This is a genomic window from Thalassospira sp. MCCC 1A03138 (assembly GCF_002115785.1).
Lineage (GTDB): Bacteria > Pseudomonadota > Alphaproteobacteria > Rhodospirillales > Thalassospiraceae > Thalassospira.
In genome coordinates this window covers 81,000-95,996 of sequence record NZ_JFJY01000007.1, presented here as the reverse complement: position 1 = coordinate 95,996, position 14,997 = coordinate 81,000, and the positions used below count along the sequence as shown (strand labels likewise).

Below are 14,997 nucleotides of genomic sequence, written 5' to 3'. Positions count from 1 at the left end.
CATCACATCACTTTTTCACAAGGTCGGTACCGCCCGATGCACGGGCGATAGCATCAAGAACTTCCTGTTTGCCGAGCAGTTCGGACAGCAAAATGCCATCTGGTGCCTTTGGCCCGAATACGGCATTGAACGGAATGCCATAGCGGCCATACCCTGCCAGATATTGCGAAATTACCGGGTCGGGACGGGTCCAGTCGCCCTGCATCAGGACCACATCATCAGCGCTGAGTGCCTTTGCGATGTCATCGGTTTCAAGGACCAGCTTTTTATTGACCTGACAGGTCACGCACCATTCGGCGGTAATATCGACCAGCACGGTTTTGCCATCGGCAACATGGCGGGCGATTTCATCCGGGGCGAAGGGCCGCCACGGCAGGGTTTCGGTGCCGGTGCGGCCTGATGCGGTGTTTTGGATCGGGGCCTTGGAAAAGCCCGGTGCGAACAGGGCGGCCAGCACGCCAAGGGTGGCGAGTGCGGTAAAGACATATTTGCGTTTCTGCACCGTCGTGCGATGGCGGGCAAACAAAAGAATACCGGCCATGACAAGGGCGATGCCAACCGCAATCGCCCCGGCCATCCCGATCTGAACGGCCAGAACCGACAGCAACCAGATGGCGGTACCAGCAAGGGCCACGCCCAGAATGCCTTTGACAAAGCCCATCCAGCGACCGGGTTTGGGCAGAAGACGGGCGATTTCGGGCCGGGCGGCAATCGCCAGATAAGGAATGGCAAGCCCGATGCCCAGCAGGGTGAATATCCAGAAGATGTCAAAGCTGCTGCCGGCCAGTGCGAAACCGACCGCCGTGCCAAGGAACGGGGCGGAGCAAGGCGTTGCCAGCAGGGTGGCGAACATGCCGGTCAGGAAGTGACCGCCAAGATGGTGACCGGATTGTTCGCGCGCGGTGATGGTATCGTTGGCGGCATTGCCGAGTTCAGCCGGACCATTGATTTCAAACAGGCCCCACATGTTGAAGGCAAACAGGGCCACGATGATGGTCATCACGGTCAGGAACAGGGGTTGCTGGAACTGAATGCCCCAGCCAATCGTGCCACCGGCAAGCTTGATGGCGATCAGGACGGCCGCGATCAGCCAGAAGGAGGTGATGATGCCCGCCGCACTGGCAAGGAAGCCGCGGCGCGTCGCATTGCGCGCAGAACCTTGGGCCTTCATCGCCGACATCACCTTGAGCGACAGGACCGGCAGGACGCAGGGCATGAAATTAAGGATAAACCCGCCCAGAAGGGCCAGTGCGCCCAGCAACCACAGGCTGGTGGTGGCGATGCTGGTGCTGGACGTCGCATTGCTGCTGCTGTTGCTGCTTGTGCTGCTTGTGCCAGATGGCGCGGCGGCAATCTGGCGGTCCTGTTCGATGGCAAGGGGGCCTGCAATGACGGTGACGATCACGTCATCGCCAATCGTGGTCTGATCGTCTTTCAGGCCATAGATCGGGATCCGGAACTGCTGTGTGCCGGTTGCGTCATCGGTTGCGGTCGGGACCGGCGCGCCAAAGCCAAGGCGGAGATTGCCTTCGATCAGGATTTCGACCGGGTCGATTGCGGTCTGATCAAGGCCGGTGACCGCGACATTCAGGACGGTCTGGTCATTTTCGTCTGATTGTGCGGTCGACTGCCAGATATCGCTGACCGACATCGGCAGATTGTCCCCGCGAAGCGGGACTTTGGAGGCGAATTTTTCGATATCGTGGGCAAAGCGGCTGATGCCTGCTGTATCGCCGTTTGTGTCCCCCGAAAGGCTGGCGGGGATATCGAGGGTGAAGTTTGCCTGTGCCGGGATGCAGACGTCGCTACAGACCAGATAATCGACATCAAGACTGATTTTTGCGCCCGTGGCCGGATCGGTGATCGGCACATCAATCGGCAGGATGATGTGATCCTTGTAGCCAAAGGTTTCCAGCCCAAAGATCGAAAAACGATGCGGGGCGGGCCAGCGGATTTGACCATCGGTGATATTGGTTGATCCGGCCCAGTCGAGTTGCGGCGGGAAACCGGCATCCCCGGCACTGCGCCAATAGATTTTCCAGTCGGGCTTAAGTTCAAATTCAAGACCAAGACGGATTTCATCGCGGCCATTGATGGCATCGCGTGCGCTGATCAGGCGGAGTGATGCAAAATCCTCGTCGACCCAGTTGCTGGCCGCTGTCTGCGCGCTTGCGCCCGCGCCAAACGGGGGGATAGTCGCAATCACAAGGCCAAGGGCTAAGAACAAAGATCGGATCACGGTGGCTTCCTTCTGGTCGTGAAGTCTTTTTACATCTTTCGGGGCGCGGCAGGAACGATGATGTTCCATTTCATGGATATGGCACAAACGGCTGCTTTGTGCCATGTGGCGATGGCTAATACCTGTTGATGTTCATGGCAAGGCACGACTGCGTTACCGGGATGTGTGCCGGTTGGTGTGCCGGTCAGTGTGCCCATCGATGTGATCTTCAACACCATATTTTTATGCCGGTGTTGCTGTCGATTGCGTGTCAGGCTACCTACATGTAACGCAGTGGCGCGTTGCGTCTTTGATCAATGTCATTTTTCATCCGTTTCGACGCCAAGGGTGGCTTTCGATGGTAATATGTGACGGATCGCGCTAGGCTTGAGTGAACAGCACAGGAAAAGTTCGGGAATGGGAATTAGAGATCACACTGGCGAATATCTTGAAGGGAAGCTGCTTGTGGCGATGCCGGGCATGCGCGACCCGCGTTTTTCGCAAAGCGTGGTCTATATCTGTGCCCATAACGAGGATGGGGCGATGGGGCTGGTGATCAACCGGCTGATTGACAGCATCACCTTCCCGGAATTGCTTGAACAGCTTGGCATTGCGCGCCCGGCACCGACGATTGAAGATATTCAGGTGCATTTCGGCGGACCGGTCGAAAGCGGGCGGGGCTTTGTTCTGCACAGCACCGATTTTGAGAACGAGGCGACATTGCATGTCGACCCGGGTGTTTCGGTGACGGCAACGGTCGATATCCTTGAACAGATTGCGCTCGGCGAAGGCCCGAAAAGCAGTATTCTGGCCCTTGGCTATGCCGGATGGCGCAGCGGGCAGCTTGAAAGCGAGATCCTTGCCAATGGCTGGCTGCATGTCGATGCCGATGCCGATCTTCTGTTTGGCGTTGATTGCGAAGACAAATGGGAACAGGCCTTTGCCAAGCTGGGTTTTGCCCCGGAACTTCTTTCGGGCGAAGCGGGCCACGCGTAAGGCCACGGGACCAAACCCTGCACATGAAAAAGCCTGCCGTTTCCGGCAGGCTTTGGTGTTTTGGTGACGTTCCAGGCCAATAAACGGATCAATCAAACAGGGCGTCGATTTCTTCCTGCGAGAAGATCTGATCGATTTCGTCCTGGCTGACGCGCTCGACATTCTGAGGGGCGCGGGTGACGGTTTTATCGAGATTGTCCTGACCTTTGGGGTCGGCGGGCAGATCAAACTCGCCAAAGTCATCCTCGCCCCAGATTTCGATGACGCGGGTGACGCGTTCCTCGATATATTTCATGGTGTTGACGACTTTGGTGATGCGCTGCCCGGTCAGATCCTGGAAGTTGCACGATTCAAACACCTTGACCACCAGATCGACGATATCGTCGGCCAGCCCCTGCGTATAGTCATCGGGCGCGGCAGAGCGGATATTATGGGCAACCGCATCGATTTTTTCGACGGTTTCAAGGATGTTGGCGGTGGCATCCTCGGTCGCGGCGACGACGGAATCAAGCTCGCCCTTGACGATGTTAAGGCGCGTGCCGCTGGTGTCATCGGGGGCGGTATAGAGGGCGGCGATTTCGCGCTTGGTTTCCTGAATGGAATTGGCAAGTGCGCGAATTTCGGTCTTGAGCATGCGAAGCTCTTTGCGGGCGTCGTCCTGATCATCATCATCGGCGCGCGCATTCAGCTTCTTCTGTTCTTCCATCATGATGCGGATGTCGGACAGAAGTTCCACCTTCAGGTCCTCGATCGCATTATGGAGTGAGGACATATCCGCACCGCCCACTGCACCATCGCCATCAGGGGACGGGGCCGGCAACGGCAGGGATACGATATCACTCATACTTTCCAGCTTGTTGAGCAGCCGGAGCTCTGCGGTGAAAAGCTTTTTGCTTCCTTGGCGGGACATGAGCGAACCTCGATCTGAAACGTCACGGTAATCCTGTTCCGATGATAATCCACAAATCATCCCGGAACAGAAAAATATAATACTTTTGCATAGAATGGTTTCGGCCAAACGATCAGTTTGCCAATACCATTTCCCTGATATTGGGGAAGATTCCCTCAATTAAAGGCATCTGCGCGTTTTTATGTAGGTTTCGTGTCCCGAAATGCGGAAGCCGGTGCGCTTTTTCCGGCGATTTCCTTGTGATTACAATCACAGAGATCGCCGCGTTTATCAACCTTTGTGCGGTGCATTCGAAAAACTTCATGCGCCCCATCGACGCGTGCCGGGCCCGGTGTTGAAACGGGGGGCGATGATTTTACGACTCGGAGCTGGGTAAATGATTGATTGTGATGGCTTTGCCTGTGGATAAAGTGCGAAATCCGACGCGATTTCGGGGGGCAAACGCGCGTCGTTCGGGCGATGCCGATAAATCCGTACTTAAATAAGGATTTTACCTGCGGTTTGTATCGCCTAAAGGATAATTTCACCCTGTCTGTTGCGTGGCAGCAAAGCGGGCTATGATGGTCCGGCGCGATGAGGAATGGCACCATTTCTATCGCAAGGGTAGGGGATTGGATTTAGAAAAAAATTGAACCCATGCGCTAAATTCCTGAAAGGAAAAGTAATATTTTTGTGCAACGCAGCGAGGTTTTTTCTGGAACAGGCTGTTAAGATAGGCTATTCGCCTTCCATACCGTTGTGCCGCAGTGCATGCGGGTTTGAAAATCAGGTTTGTCTGATGTTACGTCGCGATCCTGGTGGCTATGCCGATTTATGGTTGAGTCATCACGGCATGCCTTTTCGATGAACGAACAACCCGTTATGTTCGTATATGTCGAGGGTCACGATGTGGCTTTCCTTTGGACAAATTGCCTTGAGATGTAATGCGAGGGGGCAGATTCGCATGTCGATCAAGATGCTGTTTCCCATTCTTTTGCTGGGATTGGCAGTTCTGACCGGACTGGATAGTGCCGCGCTTGCCGCGGTTGGTCAGCCTGAGCCATGGCAACTGGGTCTTCAGCACCCGGTTTCGCCGGTGGCTGTACAGGGCCATGATTTCTTTATTCTTCTGACATGGCTGATGACCGCCGTTACGGTGATCGTCCTGCTGTTGTTGCTTTATGTTCTTTTCCGCTTTAGCCGGAAACGGAATCCCATCCCGTCCAAGACCACCCACCATACGCTTCTTGAAATCGTGTGGACCGTGGCGCCGGTGCTGATCCTTCTGATCATTGCGATCCCGTCGTTCCGTCTGCTGTATTTTGCAGACCACGTCGAGGACGCCGATATGACGCTGAAGATCATCGGCAAGCAGTGGTACTGGACGTACGAATATCCCGACAATGGCAACTTCACGTTCGATTCCCTGATGATCGACGAGGAAACCGCCGTTGCAGAGGGTAAGATGCGCCTTCTGGATGTGGACAATCCCGTTGTTCTGCCGGTTGACACCAATATCCGCCTGATCATGACATCAGACGATGTGATCCATAACTGGGCCATGCCGTCGCTGTTCATCAAGCTGGATGCCGTGCCGGGCCGCCTGAACGAAACCTGGACCCGCATTCCGGGCGAATATGCAGGCACCACCTTCTATGGTCAGTGTTCGGAACTGTGTGGCGTGAACCACGCCTACATGCCGATCGCGGTGAAAGCCGTGACCATGGAAGAATACGAAGCATGGGTCGCACAGGCCCAGGAGAAATTCGCGTCGGTTGATCTGCTGTCGCCGGTTTCTGTGGCTTCGGCAGAGTGAGGGAGAGATTTATGGCTCACGCTGACACACATTCGCATGATGATCACATGCCCGGTTTCTTTACCCGTTGGTTCCTTTCGACCAACCACAAGGATATCGGCACGCTCTATCTTGCATTCTCGCTGGTTGCCGGTCTGATTGGTGGGGCGTTTTCGGTCTGGTTCCGTATGGAACTGGCCCATCCAGGCACCCAGATCATCGAAGATCACCAGTTCTTTAACGTTCTGGTCACCGCGCACGGCATGATCATGGTGTTCTTTGTTGTCATGCCCGCCATGATTGGCGGTTTTGGCAACTGGTTCGTGCCGATCATGATCGGGGCGCCGGACATGGCGTTCCCGCGACTGAACAATATTTCGTTCTGGCTGATCGTGCCGGCCTTTGTCCTTTTGATGCTGTCGGCGGTTGTTGGCAGCGGTGCCGGGACGGGCTGGACGGTTTACCCGCCGCTTTCAAGCGCGTTGGGTCATCCGGATGCATCGGTTGATATGGCGATCTTTGCCCTGCACCTTGCGGGTGCGAGCTCGATCCTTGGTGCGGTGAACTTCATCACCACCATTTTCAACATGCGTGCGCCGGGCATGACGCTGCACAAGATGCCGCTGTTTGCATGGGCGATGCTGGTAACGGCGTTCCTGCTGCTTCTGGCGGTACCGGTTCTTGGTGGCGCGATCACCATGCTTCTGACCGACCGTAACTTTGGCACGGATTTCTTCAATCCGGCCGGTGGCGGTGACCCGATCCTGTATCAGCACCTGTTCTGGTTCTTTGGTCATCCCGAAGTTTACATCATGATCCTGCCGGGCTTTGGCATCATCAGCCACATCATTTCGACCTTCTCGCGCAAGCCGATTTTCGGCTATCTCGGGATGGCTTATGCCATGGTCGCAATTGGTGTTGTCGGTTTCATCGTGTGGGCACACCACATGTATACCGTCGGCCTTGATGTTGATACGCGCGCCTATTTCACCGCGGCAACGATGGTGATTGCGGTGCCGACCGGGGTTAAAATCTTCTCGTGGATTGCGACCATGTGGGGCGGCTCGATCACGCTTCGCGCACCGATGCTGTGGGCGATCGGCTTTATCTTCCTGTTCACCGTTGGTGGTGTGACGGGCGTTATCCTTGCGAATTCGGGCATGGATCTGCCGCTGCACGATACCTATTTCGTGGTGGCGCATTTCCACTATGTGCTGTCGCTGGGTGCCGTGTTCTCGATCTTTGCGGGCTTCTATTACTGGTTCAGCAAAATGTCGGGTTACGAGATTTCCGATCTGGGCGCCAAAATCCATTTCTGGCTGTTCTTTATCGGTGTCAACCTGACCTTCTTCCCGCAGCACTTCCTGGGGCTGGCCGGCATGCCGCGCCGTTATGCCGATTACCCGGATGCGTTTGCGGGCTGGAACCTTGTTTCGTCCTATGGTGCGTACATTTCGTTCGCAGCGACGATCTTCTTTGTCGGGGTGGTGGCGCATGCCTTCATCCGTGGCAAAAAGGCCGAAGCCAACCCATATGGCGAAGGTGCGGATACACTGGAATGGACCGTCAGCTCGCCGCCGCCGTTCCATACCTTTGACGAACTGCCGCGCATCAAGTAATTGATCCGATCTTGCTTTCCCCGCCGGTGACCATGGCGTCCCGGCGGGGAACATACGACCGCCCCGAGAAAAGAAGACCAGAATTACATGACCAAGCAGGCCGCCCAGCAGACCCTTGCAATCGATAACATCGCCGCATTACCGGTATCGGAAGTGCGCGACTATATCGCGTTGCTGAAACCCGGTGTGATGACCCTTGTGGTGTTTACCGGTGCCGTGGGTCTTTTGATTGCACCGGGAACAATGCATCCGTTCCTGGCACTGGTTGCGATTGCCTGCATTGCCGTTGCCAGCGGTGCGGCGGCATCGATCAACATGTGGTATGATCGTGATATCGATATTCACATGAAACGCACCCAGAACCGCCCGATCCCGGCCGGCCGCGTGCCCGCCGACGAGGCGCTTTCGCTGGGCATTGCGTTATCCATTCTTTCCGTGACCGTCATGGCGGTTGCGATCAATTTTGCCGCCGCCGCGCTTCTGGCGGTGTCGATTGCGTTTTACGTGTTCGTTTACACCATGTGGCTGAAACGCAGCACGCCGCAGAATATCGTCATTGGCGGTGCCGCCGGGGCATTCCCCCCGATGATCGGCTGGGCGTCGGTGACCGGCGGGATCGATATCAATTCGATTGCGCTGTTTCTGATCATCTTCATGTGGACACCGCCGCATTTCTGGGCCCTGGCCCTGTTCCGGTGTGGTGATTATGCCAAGGTCGGTGTGCCGATGATGCCGGTTGTGGCCGGGGAGGCCGCGACCAAAAAACAGATGCTGATTTATACAATCCTGCTGCTGCCGATCACGTTTATCCCGGTTGCGACCGGGTTGCTTGGCGTGTTTTACGGTGTGACGGCGGGACTGACCGGTTTGTGGTTCCTGCGTCATGCGGTTCGCGTGTTGCGCAATGCGGAAGAAAAAGCACCGCACAAGATGTTCGGATATTCGATCCTTTATCTGTTCGTTCTGTTCGGGGCGATGGTCGCCGATGTCTGGATCAAGGGATATCTGGCATGAGCGAGCAAAAAATGACCAAAGCCGAACTCGACGCGTTTTACGCCAAACGGCGCAAAAAGAACTGGGCGTTTCTTGTCATTCTTGGCGGGTTGGCGGTTCTGTTTTTCGCCATCACCATTCTTAAGATGAGCTAGGGCATATATGGCTGATCAGAAGCATGCGGACAAAACAAAGGCGCGCAACAAGCGCGTATTGCTTGGTTGTGTTGCCGTTGTCGGCGGCATGATTGGCCTGTCTTATGCTTCGGTCCCGCTTTATGCCCTGTTCTGTCAGGTGACCGGATATGGTGGTACGACACAGGTTGGCACCGATGCGCCGCGTGATGTTTCGGAAAAGACCATCAAGATCCGGTTCAATGCCGATGTGAATTCCCGCCTGCCGTGGCAGTTCAAGCCCGAACAGCGCGAAATGACGGTGAAACTGGGCGAAGACAACCTTGCCCACTACATGGCCGAAAACATGTCGGTCAAGCCGATCACCGGTCAGGCGGTTTACAATGTAACGCCGCTTAAGGCCGGACAGTATTTCAGCAAGATCGCCTGTTTCTGTTTTGACGAACAGACGCTTGAACCCGGCCAGCGTGTGGATATGCCGGTCAGTTTCTATGTCGATCCGGCGATTGCAGAAGACCCGAATACCCAGGACGTGAAGACCATTACCCTGTCCTATACCTTCTATAAGACCGAAGCATCGGTTGAAGGTCCGGACGGGGATAAAGGAAAAGGAGGCTAGGGCCTGATGATTGTGCAGGTATCCCGGTTTCCAATGAAGAGAGCTTTAAAGGTTTCATTTGTGAGGATTGAGGGGGGCGAGGAATGAGTGATCACGCTCAGAAACATCCGTTCCATCTGGTAGACCCGAGCCCGTGGCCGTTGGTGGCCGCGATGTCTGCGGGGCTGTTTACCGGTGGCATGGTCATGTTCATGCATTCGGATCGTGCGCCGACAGATTTCTGGCTGGCAGCACTTGGCTTGGCGGGCATTCTGTTCGTGATGTTCCGCTGGTGGAGCAACGTGATCAGCGAGTCCAGAATCTACCACAACAAGGTTGTGCAGATCGGCTTGCGGTATGGCATGTCGCTGTTCATCGCATCCGAGGTGATGTTCTTTGTCGCCTTCTTCTGGGCCTTCTTCCACAACGCGTTTGTGATTTTCAGCCCCGGTGTGACCGAATGGCCGCCCGCAGGTGTTGAAGTTCTTGATCCGTGGGATTTGCCGTTCCTCAACACCCTGATCCTGCTGTTGTCGGGCTGCACGTTGACCTGGGCGCATCATGGCTGCCTTGAAGGCAAGAAGAAGGACATGGTTCAGGGGTTGGCAATTACGGTTGCCCTTGGCGTTATCTTCCTGTGTCTTCAGGCTTATGAATACAGCCATGCCGCATTCGGTTTTGCCGATGGCATTTATTCGTCGACCTTCTATATGGCGACCGGTTTCCACGGTTTCCATGTGTTTGTCGGTACGGTGTTCCTGGCGGTGTGCCTTGGCCGCGCGATCAAGGACGGCTTCAAACCAGATCATCATTTCGGTCTGGAAGCCGCAGCCTGGTACTGGCACTTCGTTGACGTTGTCTGGCTGTTCCTGTTCTTTGCCGTTTACATCTGGGGCGGCGAATAAAGGATACCGGTCACCCAATGACCATGGATTATTATCCTGCACTTTCCCCCATACGCACCGGGCTGGCATGCAAATGCCCCCGCTGCGGTGGGGGAAAGCTGTTTTCGGGCTTTCTGACGGTTCGCGAGAGTTGCGAACAATGTGGTCTTGACCTTCGTGGTCATGATGCCGGTGATGGCCCGGCGATTTTCATCATCTTCATCCTCGGTTTTGTTGTTGTGCCGCTGGCGCTGTGGGTCGAGATGACCTATATGCCGCCTTTGTGGCTGCATGCGGTGTTATGGTTTCCGACCATCATCGGGGTAACACTGGCCTTGCTGCGGCCGTTAAAAGGCCTCATGGTGGCGCTGCAATATCGCCATCGGTCGACTTCCGAACAGGATTGAACTCAATAGATGCCCCTTCTGACGACACGCCCCAGCCCTGCGATCAAAATCTGTGCCGGTCTTGCCCTTGTGATCCTTCTGGGACTTGGGTCATGGCAGGTGGATCGCCTGTTCTGGAAACAGAACCTGATTGCCGAACGCCACGCACAGGCCGCCCTGCCGCCGATTGAAGTTCCGCTGACGCAGGATATTGATCCGGCCATGGCGTTTCATTCGGCCTATGCCGAGGGTCGCTTCCTGAATGATCAGGAAATGTATCTGATGGCGCGGACACGCCGGGGCAATATCGGATTTCATCTGATCACGCCGCTGGAACAGGAAGATGGCCGGATCATTCTGGTCAATCGTGGCTGGGTGCCGCAGGACAATCGCGATCCTTCGACCCGTCCCGACAGCCTGATCGAAGAAAACGTTCGGGTGACCGGCGTTTTGCGCCTGCCGCAGCAAAAGCATTGGGTCCAGCCGGAAAACGAACCGCTGGAAAACCAGTGGTTCTTTGTCGATGTCGATGCGATGGCCGAGGATAGCGGGGCCGATCTTGCCAGCCGGTATTATCTTGAACTTGATGAAACCGAAATCCCCGGCGGGTTGCCGATTGGCGGGCAGGCCAAGATTGATCTGCCGAACAACCATCTTGAATATGCGATCACATGGTACAGCCTTGCGCTTTCGCTGATTGTGATCTTTATTCTGTATCACCGTCGCCCGCAGCAGGATGGTGCAGACAGCTGATCTGGCTGCCTGTGGTCCAGCCCCTTGATTGCCGGATGCCACCATTGTGCGGCATTTCGGCCGTGCTTTTTTTTGCCCCGTTTTCCGGTTCCGCCGAACAGGAGTTTCCATGACTGACGCCTATAAATCGCTTGAAGCCCGTTTTCGCCGCATCAATGTTCTGTCCGATATCGGCGGTATGCTGCATTGGGATATGGCGGCAATGATGCCCAATGGCGGGGCCAATGCCCGGTCCGAGCAACTGGCGACCCTTGATGTCATGGCAAACGAACTGATCAATGCGCCGGATATGGGCGATCTGATCGAAGCGGCCGGGGGTGAAAACCTTGATGCGTGGCAGAAGGCCAATCTGGCGGAAATGAAACGCAATTGGGTGCATGGCACGGCGGTGCCGTCGGACCTGGTGGAGAAAATGTCGCTGGCGGCGACGTCGTGTGAGGTCGCGTGGCGCGGTGCGCGGGCCGATAATGACTTTGCCGGGCTTTTGCCGAAGCTTCAGACGGTTCTCGACCTGTCGATAGAGGCGGGCAAGGCAAAGGCCGAGGCCCTTGGCACGTCGGTCTATGACGCGCTTCTCGATCAGTATGATCCGATGATGCGGTCTGATCGGATCGATAGCCTGTTTGCCGAACTGGAATCTTTCCTGCCGTCTTTCACCGCCGAGGTGATTGAACGCCAGAAGTCCGAACCGGCCCCGATCAGCCCGACCGGGCCATTCCCGGTTTCGGTTCAGAACAAGGTCGGTCTGGACCTGATGCAGGCGGTCGGTTTTGATTTCGAGCATGGCCGTCTGGATATTTCGCATCATCCGTTCTGTGGCGGCATTCCCGATGATGTGCGCATCACGACGCGCTATGACGAAAATGATTTCACATCGGCGATCATGGGGGTTCTGCATGAAACCGGCCATGCGATGTATGAACGCGGATTACCCGGCGCGTGGCGAAATCAGCCGGTGGGCAAGGCGCGCGGCATGACCCTGCATGAAAGCCAGTCGCTTCTGGTGGAAATGCAGGCCAGTCGGTCGGAAGAATTCCTGACTTATGCCGGGCCGGTCTTCAAGGCGGCGTTTGGCGGTGATGACGGAGCTTGGAATGCACAGAATCTGCATCGGCTTTATACAAGGGTCGAGCCGGGCCTGATCCGCGTGGATGCCGACGAGGTGACGTATCCTGCGCACGTGATCCTGCGCTATCGTCTGGAGCGCGCCCTGATCGAAGGCGACATGAAGCTTGCCGATCTGCCCGGCGCCTGGAACGAAATGATGGGCAAGTTGCTGGGCATTACGCCGCCCGATGACAGGGATGGCTGCATGCAGGATATCCATTGGCCATCAGGTGCATGGGGATATTTCCCGACCTATACGCTGGGCGCGATGGCAGCGGCCCAGATTTTTGCCGCGGCCAAAGATGCCAAGCCGGAAATTCCGGGCGCATTGGCACGGGGTGATTTCAGCCCGTTGATGGGATGGCTTGGCGAAAATATCCATGGCAAGGCATCGAGCAAATCAACCGACGAGATTCTGATCGAGGCAACCGGTCAACCGCTTGGCGTGGCGGCCTTCAAGGCACATATGGAAAACAGATATGGCGGGTGAAACTGATTGATTGGCGGTGCTTATCTGATAGCATCACTCGTCCTTCCGGCACAGGTGACGGCGGGCAAATAGCCCCACATCACGATATTCTGATTTAACGTCCATTTTCCCGGATGTGTCATGGGAATAACCGATGGCAACAAGAATGTGATGGATCGGCATGTTTACGCCGCCGATCAGGTGATCTTCCGGGAAGGAAAACCCGGCAGTACGGCCTTTGTCGTGCAGGAAGGCCGGGTTGAAATCTTCAAGACCATGAATGGCGACGAAGAAGTCATTCTGGGCAGAATAGAAGCCGGTGGCCTGTTTGGCGAGTTGGCCCTTGTCGATAACGAGCCGCGCATGGCATCTGCACGCGCCTGCGAACGCACGGTCCTGATTGCAATCAATCGCCAGATGTTCGAGAAAAAAATGGCGGCGTCCGACCGCTTCATCAAGGCGATCCTGCGGATTCTGCTTAATAACTATCGCACGGTGGTGCGCCGTGCCGCGATGGCGGAAGCCAAGCTCAAGGAACATGGGATCGAGCTTGATAAATAGGCAGCGATCACGCGGCGTTACGCGATATTGCGCAAAGCACGCCTGATCTTCCTGATTGACCCTTGACTATGGCGGCTGTTCCCCTCACTAACTTTCGGTTTGGAGTGTCTTTGTCCGTTTGGGGCAGGGGTGCCTGAATGTTGTGAAAGCCCAGTTCAGGAGCATAGGTCGTTGCGTTATGTCAGCACGCGGGGAACCGCGCCCGTTTTGCAGTTTGATGATGTCCTTTTGGCCGGTCTGGCCCGTGATGGTGGATTGTATGTGCCTGAAAGCTGGCCGACCTTCACTGCGGATGACATCCGTGCGCTGCGAACCCTGACATATGCCGAGGTTGCCTATAAGGTGATCCAGCCCTTCACGACCGGTTCGGTCGATGATGCGGCGCTTAAAACCATCCTTGAAGAAACCTATGCCGGGTTTGATCACGAAGCGGTCGCACCGCTTAAACAGCTTGGTGCCAATGACTGGGTGATGGAGCTTTTCCATGGTCCGACACTGGCGTTCAAGGATTATGCGTTGCAGGTGGTCGGACGGCTGTTTGACCATGTTCTGGCCAAGCGCGGCGAACGGATCACGATTGTCGGTGCGACGTCGGGCGATACCGGGTCGGCCGCGATTGAAGCCTGCCGGGACCGGGAAAATATCGATATTTTCATCCTGCATCCGAAGGGGCGCGTTTCCGAAGTCCAGCGTCGCCAGATGACGACCATCCTGTCGGACAATGTGCATAACATCGCGGTCGAGGGATCGTTTGATGATTGCCAGGACCTGGTGAAGGCATTGTTCAATGATCATGCGTTCCGTGACGAGGTCGGGCTTTCGGCGGTCAATTCGATCAACTGGGCGCGGATCATGTGCCAGATCGCCTATTATTTCTGGGCGGGGGTGCAGCTTGGCTCGCCGGAACGCGAAATGTCGTTTTCGGTGCCGTCGGGCAATTTCGGCAATGTCTATGCCGGATATGCCGCGATGCAGATGGGGCTTCCGATCAAGCAGTTTGTGGTCGGGGCCAATCGCAACGACATTCTCGCCCGCTTTTTCGAAAGCGGGGTGATGAAGATGGAAGGTGTCGAGCCGTCCATCAGCCCGTCGATGGATATTCAGGTCAGTTCGAACTTCGAACGGTTGATGTTTGATCTTTATGATCGTGATGGCCTTGCGATTGCCGAGATGCTGACGAAGTTCCGCGAAACCGGGGTCATGGAAATGTCGCAGGGGCAGTTTGCCCGTGCACAGGAACATTTCGACGGTTATCGGCTGAGCGACGATGAAACCCGGGCGGCGATCAGGGATGTGCTGGCGACCAGTGGCGAGCTTGTTGATCCGCATTCGGTGATCGGCATTGTCGCCGGACGCAAATGCAATCGTGACAAATCGGTGCCGATGGTGGCGTTGGCGACCGCACACCCGGCGAAGTTCCCGGATGCGGTCAAACAGGCATCGGGGATTTATCCGGACTTGCCCGCACGGCTGTCTGACCTATATGACCGGCCAGAGAAGGCCGAAACCATGTCCAATGATGTCAGCGCCCTGATGGCGCATGTTCGCGCAAAGCGACGTGCGGCCTGATGACGTGCGACTTCGGACATGATGTG

14 protein-coding genes are annotated in these 14,997 nt (G+C 56.0%); 12 read left to right on the top strand and 2 right to left on the bottom strand.

What is annotated here, in order from left to right; all coding sequences use genetic code 11:
* Positions 1-7: 7 nt before the first annotated feature.
* Positions 8-2,239 (bottom strand): protein-disulfide reductase DsbD, encoded by a 2,232-nt coding sequence (locus TH468_RS15120; protein ID WP_246832349.1) that lies wholly within the window; start codon positions 2,237-2,239, stop codon positions 8-10.
* 396 nt (positions 2,240-2,635) lie between these two features.
* On the opposite strand from TH468_RS15120, the gene TH468_RS15115 reads away from it, so the two are divergent.
* Entirely contained in the window at positions 2,636-3,214 is a 579-nt protein-coding gene (locus TH468_RS15115) for a YqgE/AlgH family protein (RefSeq protein ID WP_085645462.1), read from the top strand.
* An 88-nt stretch (positions 3,215-3,302) separates the two neighbouring features.
* Here TH468_RS15115 and TH468_RS15110 read toward each other — a convergent pair whose 3' ends face one another.
* The gene (locus TH468_RS15110) at positions 3,303-4,124 is read right to left on the bottom strand and encodes a hypothetical protein (protein ID WP_085645460.1); all 822 of its coding nucleotides are present in this window, start codon (positions 4,122-4,124) and stop codon (positions 3,303-3,305) included.
* A 943-nt stretch (positions 4,125-5,067) separates the two neighbouring features.
* On the opposite strand from TH468_RS15110, the gene coxB reads away from it, so the two are divergent.
* From coxB to thrC, 11 genes are all read left to right on the top strand, one after another.
* Positions 5,068-5,919: a cytochrome c oxidase subunit II gene (gene coxB / locus TH468_RS15100; RefSeq protein WP_085645456.1), complete on the top strand. Its 852-nt coding sequence runs from the start codon at positions 5,068-5,070 to the stop codon at positions 5,917-5,919.
* Positions 5,920-5,930: 11 nt separating this feature from the next.
* Entirely contained in the window at positions 5,931-7,517 is a 1,587-nt protein-coding gene (ctaD, locus tag TH468_RS15095; RefSeq protein WP_085645454.1) for a cytochrome c oxidase subunit I, read from the top strand.
* A gap of 87 nt (positions 7,518-7,604) precedes the next feature.
* Entirely contained in the window at positions 7,605-8,531 is a 927-nt protein-coding gene (gene cyoE / locus TH468_RS15090) for a heme o synthase (RefSeq protein WP_210402253.1), read from the top strand.
* The gene (locus tag TH468_RS21625) at positions 8,528-8,665 is read left to right on the top strand and encodes a hypothetical protein (protein ID WP_168177154.1); all 138 of its coding nucleotides are present in this window, start codon (positions 8,528-8,530) and stop codon (positions 8,663-8,665) included. Before cyoE ends, TH468_RS21625 begins: the two co-directional genes overlap by 4 nt.
* Before the next feature lie 7 nt (positions 8,666-8,672).
* A complete protein-coding gene (locus tag TH468_RS15085; protein ID WP_085645452.1) occupies positions 8,673-9,263 on the top strand; it encodes a cytochrome c oxidase assembly protein in 591 nt (196 codons plus the stop codon).
* Between the two features lie 83 nt (positions 9,264-9,346).
* A complete protein-coding gene (locus TH468_RS15080; RefSeq protein ID WP_085645450.1) occupies positions 9,347-10,147 on the top strand; it encodes a cytochrome c oxidase subunit 3 in 801 nt (266 codons plus the stop codon).
* 17 nt (positions 10,148-10,164) lie between these two features.
* On the top strand, positions 10,165-10,533 hold the full coding sequence (locus TH468_RS15075) for a DUF983 domain-containing protein (RefSeq protein ID WP_063092052.1): 369 nt from the start codon (positions 10,165-10,167) through the stop codon (positions 10,531-10,533).
* A 9-nt stretch (positions 10,534-10,542) separates the two neighbouring features.
* Positions 10,543-11,265, top strand: coding sequence for an SURF1 family protein (locus TH468_RS15070; RefSeq protein WP_085645448.1), 723 nt, complete (start codon positions 10,543-10,545; stop codon positions 11,263-11,265).
* A 109-nt stretch (positions 11,266-11,374) separates the two neighbouring features.
* The gene (locus tag TH468_RS15065) at positions 11,375-12,862 is read left to right on the top strand and encodes a carboxypeptidase M32 (RefSeq protein ID WP_085645446.1); all 1,488 of its coding nucleotides are present in this window, start codon (positions 11,375-11,377) and stop codon (positions 12,860-12,862) included.
* A gap of 120 nt (positions 12,863-12,982) precedes the next feature.
* Positions 12,983-13,402, top strand: coding sequence for a Crp/Fnr family transcriptional regulator (locus TH468_RS15060; protein WP_085645445.1), 420 nt, complete (start codon positions 12,983-12,985; stop codon positions 13,400-13,402).
* Between the two features lie 171 nt (positions 13,403-13,573).
* Positions 13,574-14,971, top strand: coding sequence for a threonine synthase (thrC, locus tag TH468_RS15055; RefSeq protein WP_085645443.1), 1,398 nt, complete (start codon positions 13,574-13,576; stop codon positions 14,969-14,971).
* The last annotated feature ends 26 nt before the right edge of the window (positions 14,972-14,997 follow it).